We start from the raw sequence: 10,417 nt of genomic DNA, 5'->3' as shown, positions 1-10,417 counted from the left end.
ACTTGGCTCAGGGCAAGTTATTTTTAGCAAACTCTCCTAGCTCTCTATAACCTGAGTATCCTAGCATTGTTCCCAGTATTATTACTACTAATACTATCCATAAAGGGTGTCTTTTTCCTTTATCTTTCCGAAAGTCCTTGAGTTGTTTCAGTTTTTCTATTAAGATGATAAACATATATTTAAAAAGTTGGCGGTCACTTCTCATTTTACAAAGACAGTGATCGCTTTTACTTTTGATATTCTGATGGCAGAATGAAACAGCCCTACCAACAGCTAAAACCCATCTATACGGCGCTGCTGACATAATTCGATCGCTAATTGGATCGCCGCTTGCATACTCTGGTCCCTAGCGATGCCAAGACCTGCGATATCAAAAGCCGTCCCGTGGTCTGGAGAGGTGCGAACAAAAGGTAAACCGATGGTAGTATTAACAGCACAGTCAAAAGCCATTAATTTTACGGGAATTAGACCCTGATCGTGGTATAATGCCAGGTATGCGTCGGCAGGTTGCCCTGCACCGCTAAACCAAGCGCGTCCGGGTTCCACCCAAAGGGTATCGGGGGGGACAAGGCCGATTAATTGGGTTTGCGGGTATTGCTGACCCATTGACTGCAACCAAGGCTGTAACCAGTCCTTTTCTTCCCTTCCCAGTTTTCCCGCTTCGCCACTGTGGGGATTAAGGCCAGATATGGCGATTTTTGGGCGATCGATGCCGAAATCTAGCTTTAAAGACTCGATCAATAGGTCTAGTTTTCGGGTCATCAGATCGGGGTTCAGGGCATCGGGAACTTCTCGCAGGGGGATGTGGGTAGTGGCGAGGAGAGTGCGTAAGTCATAGCCGGTGTGAGGGGATTTAGCGACGAATAGCATCCCATAACGGTTAATTCCCGCCATGGTAGCTAAAACCTCCGTTTGACCGGGGAAATCATAACCGGCCAACTGCCAACAGGATTTAGCAATCGGACCGGTGACAATACCGTCAAATTCGCCCTTGAGGGTACGTTTTATGGCTTCTTGTAGGTAAAGAAAGCTAATTTCACCACTGTGGGCATCCCCACGCCCACAAACAATTTTTTCTTGATTGTAGGGCAAATCGATCAGAGAAAAGCGATCGAGAAGATGGGGATCGTGATAGGCTTTTTCGAGAAGCGTTCTTGTCCCGATTAGAGTAATCTGACAAATAGACGAGATTGGGGAATCGGCGATCGCTTTTAACACCACTTCAGGGCCGATTCCAGCGGGATCACCGACGGGGATAACTAGACGGGGAATAAAAGAGGCGGATTCCATAAATTTTGGCCGTCAATATTGCTAATTCTCCCGATTAATCTCATCGTTGACAATTATCAGGAGGGAATAAATCAGTAAACAATTTTCAGTTTACTGTAATCTCATGGCGATAGATAGTAACTTTAGGCAAATTAAATTTTTTAACTTTTCTGTTTTCTTATTGCCCAAACTAGCCAGATTGTTGTAAGCTTATGACCCAACTACACCCGGATATATTCGTTAACAACCGTCCCGATACCGATGGAGACGAGGAAGAAGACTACTTCGATTATTTTTATGATGAACCGGGTAGTGAACCGGGGACATTAATTATCGAACCGGATGCCAAACCCTCGCGGATTATTTTAATCGACTACGATGAAGATAATGCCATTCGTAAGGTGGATATTACCCCTAATGCTTGCGCCCCCTATATTGGCACAAATACCGTGTCTTGGATGGATATTCAAGGGTTAGGGAGTGAGACGGTTTTAAAACAAGTAGGGGAAATTTTTAATCTGCATCCTTTGTTATTAGAAGATGTGGTTAATGTGCCGCAGCGTCCCAAGTTAGAAGATTATAACAATCAATTGTTAGTGATTTCTCAGATGGTGCGACTGAAAGAAGATGAAAGCGGTTTTGATACAGAACAGGTGAGTTTTGTCTTGGGAAAACGCTATCTTTTGAGTTTTCAAGAGGAGGAATTACAGGACTGTTTTGAGATAGTCAGAGATCGAATTCGCACTTCCCAGGGACGAGTAAGAAAATCGGGGGCGGATTATTTAACCTATTTATTATTAGACACGATTATTGATGGTTATTTTCCCGTGGTAGAACACTACGAAGATCGGATTGAGGCTTTGGAAGATATGATAATTAGTAATCCCGATCGAGATACTATGCAGGAAATCTATGATGTTCGTCGGGAATTATTGGCACTGCGTCGCTTAATTTGGCCAATGCGAAATGTCCTACATTTACTGATGCGTGACCATCATGGTATAGTCAGCGATGAGGTACAAATTTATTTTCGGGATTCCTACGACCACGTCATTCAAATTCTGGAAATTATCGAAGCTTATCGAGAATTAGCGGCGAGTTTGATGGATGTTTATATGTCCACTATGGGCAATAAATTAAACGAAATTATGAAGTTTTTAACCGTAATTTCGACGATTTTTATTCCCTTAACTTTTATCGTTGGTGTCTATGGCATGAACTTTGAGAATATGCCAGAATTAAAGGGAGAATGGAGTTATTTCATTGTTTGGTTAATCATGTTAGCCGTAGCGGGGGGCTTGATTTTTTACTTCTGGCGCAAAGGTTGGTTTAAACCAATTTATTCCCTGAAAGAGGAAGCAAAAAGTTAGATAGGGTTTGCGGCAAAAAGTTTGTTGTTGGGGTTAGGAGTCAGGAGACAGCTTTTGGGGTTTTGGGGTTTTAGGGTTTTAGTTCAATTTCCCCACTTCCCCACCTCCCCAATTCATAATTCCCAATTCATAATTCCCACACCCCCATCATCCCATCACCCCACACCCCACACCCGACGACAAATTTTTTCAGCCAACCCTAATTATTCCACCACAAATGCGAGGATTTGGCCTTGGTGACTGCCGAAGCGAATCTGTAAACCGGACTCTAGTGGAACTTCTTGGTTATGTACCTGTTTCCAGTGGCCATCTTGGTAGATAAAAGTACCAAAACGGGAGAAATCTTCGAGAAAGTATTGATAGTCTGGATAATCGGCATTTTTACGGCAAATTATCCGACAATGGTTTTTACTAACCGATTTTTCAGCGATCTGTAGATCATTTTCCATGTCCCGTCCTATATTCATAGCACCACCACGGATTGACCATTTTCTTTCGGGACGATCGAGACAGTATAAGAAAGCGGCGGGCATGGTTCCGGAGATATTGGGCATAACCGTCGGTGATTGAGTCTCATCAAGGGTTTGCAGCAATTGCCCGTCGAATTCCGGGTGCATATAGAGAATCGGCAAAGTCCAAGCGGGCTGATTGTACTTGTAGAGGGTTAATAACTGCTGCCTGGCGATGCGAACGGCCTGATCGATAGGGACTCTCGGACCGGGAAACAACTTGGACATCTGCGCTTCTTTGTCTTTGAACCCGAGGAGGCTGCGGGTAAAAACCTCGATAAAACTCAAGGCCTCGCGATCTGCGATCGCATCTCGCATGGCCAAAACTGCGGGAACGCCATGGTGAATCAAGACTTCCGCCAGACTGCTGCGGGGAATCATCTCCTGACCGGATTTAGCGGGATAAGCACCCCAACAGGCATTAAAAACCGTTAAAATAACCTGATTTCTCACCAAAGCTTGGGCTAACTCCGTCCCGTTTAGCTGTTCCCCTAGCCGCAGAAATAGGGAACCGCCATTGGGGGCGGTCATTCCGTGACCAGCGTAGAAAAAAGCTTTATATTTACCCGTATCCAAGGCCTCGGTCAGTTCTTTCGCCCCCGGTCGAATTAGGGTATCGACTTTGATTTTCACTCCCAAATTCTCAGGGGGGGAACCACTGGGGGAGATGGCCCGGATAAGATTGGCGGCTTCGGATTCCAGTGCCTGGTCGGGATTAGTTTCTCCACCGGTATTAATGGCGGTGAGGTTGAGGGAACTAGCGGCGGTTTTAATCTGTTTTTCGCCGATAACTAAGAGAATATTGAGACTATTACTCGTTTTTATCGGTGGTAGTGGTTCCACATCGCTGGTGGTCCGGCTAAAGAGTATATTCGGATGCAGAGATATGGCCTGTTTACCTGCTTGCTGCATAATTTCCCAGGGCAGCAGAATTAAATAGGGGTTGCGACATTCCAAGCGAATTCGCAGGGGCTGATTTTTGCCGAGGGCGATTCCCTGACTTTGGGCGAAACTTTGACCAATTGATGCTTGAAATAACCATTGCCAGAGACTAATACCTAGTTTCTGCATTAATCGACCGCCATAACTGCCGCCTTCTCCCGAAAGAGTCAGTTTAGGTCGGGGATTTCCCTCTAATTGCTCTAACATCGGCAAGGGCGGCATTTTTTCCAGACAGAACATTTCCTGCCATGCCATCCATTCCGTGGTTAGACTCTCGGTCCATTCACAGTCATGATGCACATATCCCCCCGGTAGGGGTGCTTTCGTCACCCAACGGGCGAAATTATTACTCGTGGCTAAACTAGAGATGGCTAAGTTTAGACTAGGGATGGCATCATCGGTCATTGTGGTTATTTAGAAGTCTATATAATCTTATTCTAGAGGATTTCTGAAAGGCAAGGAAGAGTATTAAGTAGCTGGTTATAATTAAATCAAAAATAGATTTTAGGTTCGATCCCCCCTGCCCCCCTTGATAAGGGGGGTGCCGATAGGCGGGGGGATCTGAAAGTTTTTAATACCTACCTACTTAAGTCACCAATAAACAACAAAGTTCGATAATTTTGGTTTGCAAAGTTGCCAAAGGTTCTCCACCCCGTTTGAGACGATATTCTAATTCGAGAAGTATGGGCAAGGTGGCGAGAAGTTGCTTAGAAGAAAAGGATTGTATCTCTTTGCGAATGAAATACAGTCGCTTGGGGTTGGCAATTTCGGCGGCGGCGGCGATATTTTTCTCGTCTTTTTCTCCTTCTTCAATTTTTAATTTTACTATTGCCCAAGTGCGAAATTGACCCACTAGGGTGGCAGTGATACCTAGGGGGTTCTCGTTGCGATTTAATAATTCATTAACCAATTCTAGGGCTTTGCCTGTCTCCCGTTTTAAAATAGCACTGGCTAACTGTAAGCTGCTTTGATTGCTGGCATTGACTAAGCTTAAAATGTCCTTTTTGTCAATAGTTCCCGCCGAATTATTTTTAAATAAACGCAGTTTTTCTAACTCCATCCACAGCAAGCGGCTGTTATTTCCCACTGATTCAGCTAAGAGTTCGATCGCATCGGGAGTTAATTTTACCCCCACTTCTTTGGCAATTTCCCTAACTCTTTGGGCAATTTCCTCGACTTTCCAAGGCGGAATTAGTTCAAATTCTTTAACCTCCGCCTGATTTTGGATAAACTTACTCGATTTTAAGCGGGAGTCGGGTTTTTTGGTGCTGGTTAATAACAGATAGGAATTTTCGGGTAAATTGGGCAAAGTGCGCTGTAATTCCTTGAGAATATCCTCGGAACATTGTTGACAAATAACCGTATCGGCTAACCAAACCAAACGATTTCCCATGCCGAAAACTGGAGTCATCGCTTGATTGAGGGCCTCGATAATTGCTTCATTGCGATCACCAGTGATTTTATCATAATTGAACTGTATCCAATTGGGATCAAGAAGTTTTACTTGCAGATTTTTCACCGCTTGGTTAATAGCAAATTCATCTTCTCCCCAATAAAATATTGTCGGCATGAGTTTCTTGAGGTGTTACTATTACCCATTTTGCCAGATTTTTACAGTTTTGTCAGCACTACCAATAATTAAATATTTACCATCGGCACTAATTGCTAAAGATAACAGTTTGTCTGTGGGTTGATCAAGGGTTCCTAATTCCTCTTTGCTTGTTAAAGACCAAAACTTAATCGTTTGATCCGAAAGCTTGTTTAATCTGATCAGCACAAGCAGCAGAGGATAAACCCAGAATTTCCTAATGTTAACGATGGCTATTCATAAACAGAGGTAAAGAATATCTGACTCGATAATTTCCCAAATTAATCAAAAAATAGACTCGATCGACCCCAAATAACGCACAATAAAAAAGGAAATGTCAAAGGAGAATCGCAAATGTTGCCCTATATCCTAGCGGTCGTGGTGGGATTAAGTAGTCTCTACCTCCTCACCACCGCTTTTATCGCCCCCGATCGCCACCGTCAAGATGATTTTCTCTGGAGTGCGGTAGGATTATTCTATGCCCTTGTCCTCTGGTTGTGCGCGGGAAGGATTACAGGCGCTATCCTCCTGGGACAAGTTGCCGCAGCCATTTTATTTATTGCTTTCGCTTGGCAAACTCTCAAACTCAGACAAGCACTTTTTTATCCCGACAAACCGGTTAAATTATTTACTATTGTCGGTTGGTTAGGCAATCGTCTGGGGAAAGTTACTCCCTCTCAATCCCCCAAAACTAAAGCTAAACCGGAGAAAGTAGCAGCAAAAGTTAAAGAAACGGTTAAAGAAACGGTTGATCCCGTTGTCGAAACAGCGGCAGCTATCGGAGAAACTATTACAGAATCAGTGACAGAAATTGGGGAAAAAGCTCAAGAAACGGTTGCCCCCGTTGCCGAAAAAGCCGCAGCTATCGGGGAAACTACTACAGAATCAGTGACAGAAATTGGGGAAAAAGCCGCAGAAATTATTGATGATGGGGAAACTTTCGATGATTTCGATGATTTCGATGATTTTGATTTGGCAACGGAAGAGATCAACTCTTCCGAAAATCCCCCAGAAATTCCCCCGACTGAACCTGTCGCAAATGTTGAAGTCGAAACTATTGCTGTTAGCGAAACGGTGATTATTGAAGTTACCGAGGAAGATTTGCCCCCAGAAAAAACTATCAGAGAAGATACTCCCCCAGAAACTCGATCGCCAAGCGCAGAAAATCCCCCCTCATCGGATTAAAAATTAAGACTATTGAGCGGGTGGGTTAGGCAATAAGTAGGTAGGTGTTAAAAACTTTCAGATGCCCCCCTTATTAAGGGGGGACTAACTTCAATTTAATTATAACCAGCTACTTAATTACTCAAGAAATTAACTAATTAATTTAACCTTCACACCCCACCCAGTCAAACCAAGTTGACAGTATGACTTGAAAAATTAATTTAATTCGATGGTTTTATTTTCCCAGTACACAGGGATAGAGCTTCTCGTTTTTCGGGACGATTTCCGAGATAATCTTCTAACCAAAGACAACCTCGATCGAGCAATTTTTGTAGATAATTATATTCCGTTTCTAAAGGCCATCGGTGCTTTTGACCATCCCTAGCAATAATCACAATCTCTTGACTATCAGGACTAAAAGCGATCCCATAGACGATATCTTCTTCTATTTTAAACTCGGAGCGCAAATTTCCGTCCCTGTCCCAGCGTCTAGCTGTACCATCCCTTGAAATAGCGGCGATTTTTTCACCATCGGGACTAAAACTAACTCCATAAACGGGAAAAGAATCGGTTTTAATCTCCTTTAAAAGATTGCCCTGTAAATCCCAAATTTTAATCTTTCCCCGAGTAGCGGTAGCAATTTTTTGATGATCAGGAGAAAACACCAAATCATAGATAATACTATCATCAACTGTCCAAGAATTAATTAATTGAGTCCGATGATTATTTAAGTGCCAGTATTGAACTTTTCCATCGCTTGTTCCCGTGATTATTGCTGTTCCCTCTCCATTAAAAGCAAGACTATAAATTGGTACTTGACTAGCGGTAAATTCTTGAAGCATTGTTCCTTTTTTGCTCCAGATTTGTACTTTTCCATTTCTTCCTGTAATCGCTATCTGATTACTATCGGGATGAAAAGCTATACTATAGATTGAACGCATTTCTGTGGCAAATTCTCTAATCTTTTTTCCCTGGGAATCGAGTAAAGTAATCTGACCATCTTTGTTAGCAATAGCGATAATATTGCCCTGGGAATTAATGCTAACACTGGTATTATCGACCCTAGCTTGATTTAAGTTGTTCAGTTGCCAAATTTTAGCCGTTTCATCACTCGATCCAGTTACCACCTCTTTTCCATCTTGACTAAATACAGCAGTAAAAACTGATTCTTGATGTCCTCTAAGAGTGGTTATTTCTTCCCCTTGCATTCCCCAAATTTTAGCACTACCGTCACTAGATGCAGTAATTATAAACTCTCCATCAGGACTAAAATTAACACTGTTGACAAAATCTTGATGTCCCCGGAAAGTAGCTATTAAATTTCCCTCTAAATCCCAGATTTTAGCAGTTTTATCGGCCGCTGCTCCGGCAATTTTTTGACCGTCGGGACTAAAATTAACACTATAAAAAGCCTCAATATTTTCTTGACCTAAACTCAAGATAATTTTACCTGATAAATCCCAGATTTTAATCGTACCATCCCGGGAAGCGGTGGCAATTTTTTGACCATCGGGACTAAAAATTGCTGCATCTATCGATCTTTTATGTCCCTTAAATACCTGTAAAGTTTCACCTGATAAATTCCATAATCTAGCGGTTTTATCCCTGGAAGTAGTCACAATTTTTTGACCATCGGGACTAAAACTAACACTATAAACTGATTCTTGATGGTCAGGATAGGTGACTAAATTTTGCCCTTGCAAGTTCCAAATTTTGGCGGTTTTATCTTCGGAAGCAGTGGCGATTTTTTGACCATCGGGACTAAAACTAACACTATAAACTGCTCCTTGATGACCTGTCAAAGTTTGAACATTCTCACCTTTTTGATTCCAAATTTTTACCGTTCCATCTTGAGAAGCAGTGGCTATTTTTTGACGATCAGGACTAATACTAACACTATAAATAGTTCCCCGGTGTCCTTGCAGTTGGTTTTTTTCTTGAATGCGATCTAAAATTTGCTGCAGAGTAATAATTGGACTGGTAGCAGGATATTTACTCAAGGTTTGGTCATCAGTAACGATATTTTTTAAACTATTTACTGCTTGCATGGATGCAATTAAAGATTCTAATTGTTCAAATTGAAATTGTTGCCAATAACTATCACCCTGGCGCTGTAATTGAATACCTAGTTGAGCGGTTTCTACTTGCTGCCACGCTTGTTTTACCTGAATAAAAGCTAAGAGAGAACCCAAGAGAGAAACAATTAAAATTACCGAGCCAATTTTAATTCTCTTGGTGGCTTTTTGGTGAGCGATTGCTAGAATTTTATTAGCTTGCTTCTGAGTTTCTAAGCTAATTTCTGCCTCTCTTTTATCGAGATTTTGACTAGCAGTTAAAAACTGATAATCAAGATTACTTAAGCTTTTCCCCTGAGACCAATCGAGGGCATTATTTAAAGCTTTTCCGCGTAAAAGCCGCGATTCATCGGTATAATTAGACTGTTGCCAAGCGGCGATTGCTTCTGAGTAGGGACGCAATTGCTCTAATTGTTTTTCCAGCCAATTGAGATTAAATATTTCTCGATAAATAGGATTATAAACTACTAATTGATTATCCTTTTTTACCACTAATCCCGATAACCTTAATTCCCCTTGTTCTGGACTATCATCGCACAGGATTGCACCTTTTTCTAAAATTTGTTGATAGATGCCTAACAAACGACCGGCTTTGTCTTGATTTCTTAACAAGCGATCGGCAATAGTTCGCAGATGCACTGGTTCATCATGAGATTCCCAATTATTAATAATTCTTTCTTTGATTAGCGTCTCAATATCTAAATCACTTTCCAGCAATAGCTGACAGATTTTCTGGGTTAAAAATGGCTGTCCTCCCGTCCAAAAAATAACTTTTTCTAAGCAGTCGGGTTGATAATTACTTTGACTGGATAATCCCTCAGCTAAAGGAGTAATTTCGGTCAAATTAAATCCCGTTAATTCGATCGCTTGGCCGATATTAAAAGATGTTTGGGTCTTTTCGCGAATTAAATCTGCTGGGGTAGCAACACCGAATAAAGCGAAAGTAATTCTTTCATACTGGGAATTTTCCGCTCTTTGGTTATAACAATAACGAATCAGGGAAAAAAAGTCATCTAGAGAAAACTGTAAACTGAGAATTTTATCGATCTCGTCGATAAAAATATATATTTTCTCTCCCTGACAATAAACTAATAAAACTTCCTCAATAAATTGTCCCAAACGCTGCACGGGAGGTAAATCCTCTCGATCGCGCAACCAGGATTTAAGATTAATTTTTCCCGTCAGATTAAATCCTAAAAACAAACGGGTGATCACGCCGTTATACCATTGGGATAAATTATCATTACTACCAATGCTGGTTATATCTACGGACGCGCAATCCATGCCTAATTGCTGTAAGATATGAGTCACTCGTACCCTTAAACTGGATTTACCCATCTGACGACAGTTAAAAACGTAGCAAAATTGACCATTTTTTAACGCCGTTAACAGTTCTCGATCGGCATTTCTCTCGATATAGGTAGGATGGTTATAGGCAAGACTACCCCCGACACGATATTGATAATTCATTATTCTTAAACAAAATTATTTCAATGTCAC

7 protein-coding genes and 1 pseudogene are annotated in these 10,417 nt (G+C 41.8%); 2 read left to right on the top strand and 6 right to left on the bottom strand.

Annotated features, from left to right (window positions below; translation table 11 throughout):
• Window positions 1-16: 16 nt before the first annotated feature.
• A pseudogene (locus IM485_RS21505) lies at window positions 17-175 on the bottom strand (transposase family protein); the annotation flags it as partial.
• Window positions 176-273: 98 nt separating this feature from the next.
• The gene (gene pdxA / locus IM485_RS21500; protein ID WP_104395275.1) at window positions 274-1,290 is read right to left on the bottom strand and encodes a 4-hydroxythreonine-4-phosphate dehydrogenase PdxA; all 1,017 of its coding nucleotides are present in this window, start codon (window positions 1,288-1,290) and stop codon (window positions 274-276) included.
• A 191-nt stretch (window positions 1,291-1,481) separates the two neighbouring features.
• On the opposite strand from pdxA, the gene corA reads away from it, so the two are divergent.
• Complete coding sequence (gene corA, locus IM485_RS21495; protein ID WP_104395276.1) at window positions 1,482-2,639, top strand: magnesium/cobalt transporter CorA; 1,158 nt, start codon at window positions 1,482-1,484, stop codon at window positions 2,637-2,639.
• A gap of 203 nt (window positions 2,640-2,842) precedes the next feature.
• Here corA and IM485_RS21490 read toward each other — a convergent pair whose 3' ends face one another.
• The 3 genes from IM485_RS21490 to IM485_RS21480 form a co-directional block, all read right to left on the bottom strand.
• Window positions 2,843-4,495 (bottom strand): CHAT domain-containing protein, encoded by a 1,653-nt coding sequence (locus IM485_RS21490; protein ID WP_104395277.1) that lies wholly within the window; start codon window positions 4,493-4,495, stop codon window positions 2,843-2,845.
• Between the two features lie 181 nt (window positions 4,496-4,676).
• Window positions 4,677-5,660: a DNA polymerase III subunit delta gene (gene holA, locus IM485_RS21485; protein WP_104395278.1), complete on the bottom strand. Its 984-nt coding sequence runs from the start codon at window positions 5,658-5,660 to the stop codon at window positions 4,677-4,679.
• Between the two features lie 21 nt (window positions 5,661-5,681).
• Window positions 5,682-5,867 carry a WD40 repeat domain-containing protein gene (locus IM485_RS21480; RefSeq protein WP_104395279.1) on the bottom strand — a complete coding sequence of 62 codons (186 nt, stop codon included), beginning with the start codon at window positions 5,865-5,867 and terminating at the stop codon, window positions 5,682-5,684.
• A 165-nt stretch (window positions 5,868-6,032) separates the two neighbouring features.
• Here IM485_RS21480 and IM485_RS21475 point away from each other — a divergent pair, with 165 nt between their 5' ends.
• Window positions 6,033-6,863 carry a Ycf66 family protein gene (locus tag IM485_RS21475; protein ID WP_287745465.1) on the top strand — a complete coding sequence of 277 codons (831 nt, stop codon included), beginning with the start codon at window positions 6,033-6,035 and terminating at the stop codon, window positions 6,861-6,863.
• A gap of 200 nt (window positions 6,864-7,063) precedes the next feature.
• Here IM485_RS21475 and IM485_RS21470 read toward each other — a convergent pair whose 3' ends face one another.
• Window positions 7,064-10,387, bottom strand: coding sequence for an AAA-like domain-containing protein (locus IM485_RS21470; protein WP_287745463.1), 3,324 nt, complete (start codon window positions 10,385-10,387; stop codon window positions 7,064-7,066).
• Between the last annotated feature and the right edge of the window lie 30 nt (window positions 10,388-10,417).

It is taken from the genome of Microcystis sp. M169S2, from assembly GCF_020245865.1.
GTDB classification, from domain to species: Bacteria; Cyanobacteriota; Cyanobacteriia; order Cyanobacteriales; family Microcystaceae; genus Microcystis; species Microcystis ichthyoblabe_A.
The sequence above is the reverse complement of the archived record's forward strand: the minus strand, read 5'-3'. Positions and strand labels throughout refer to the sequence as shown.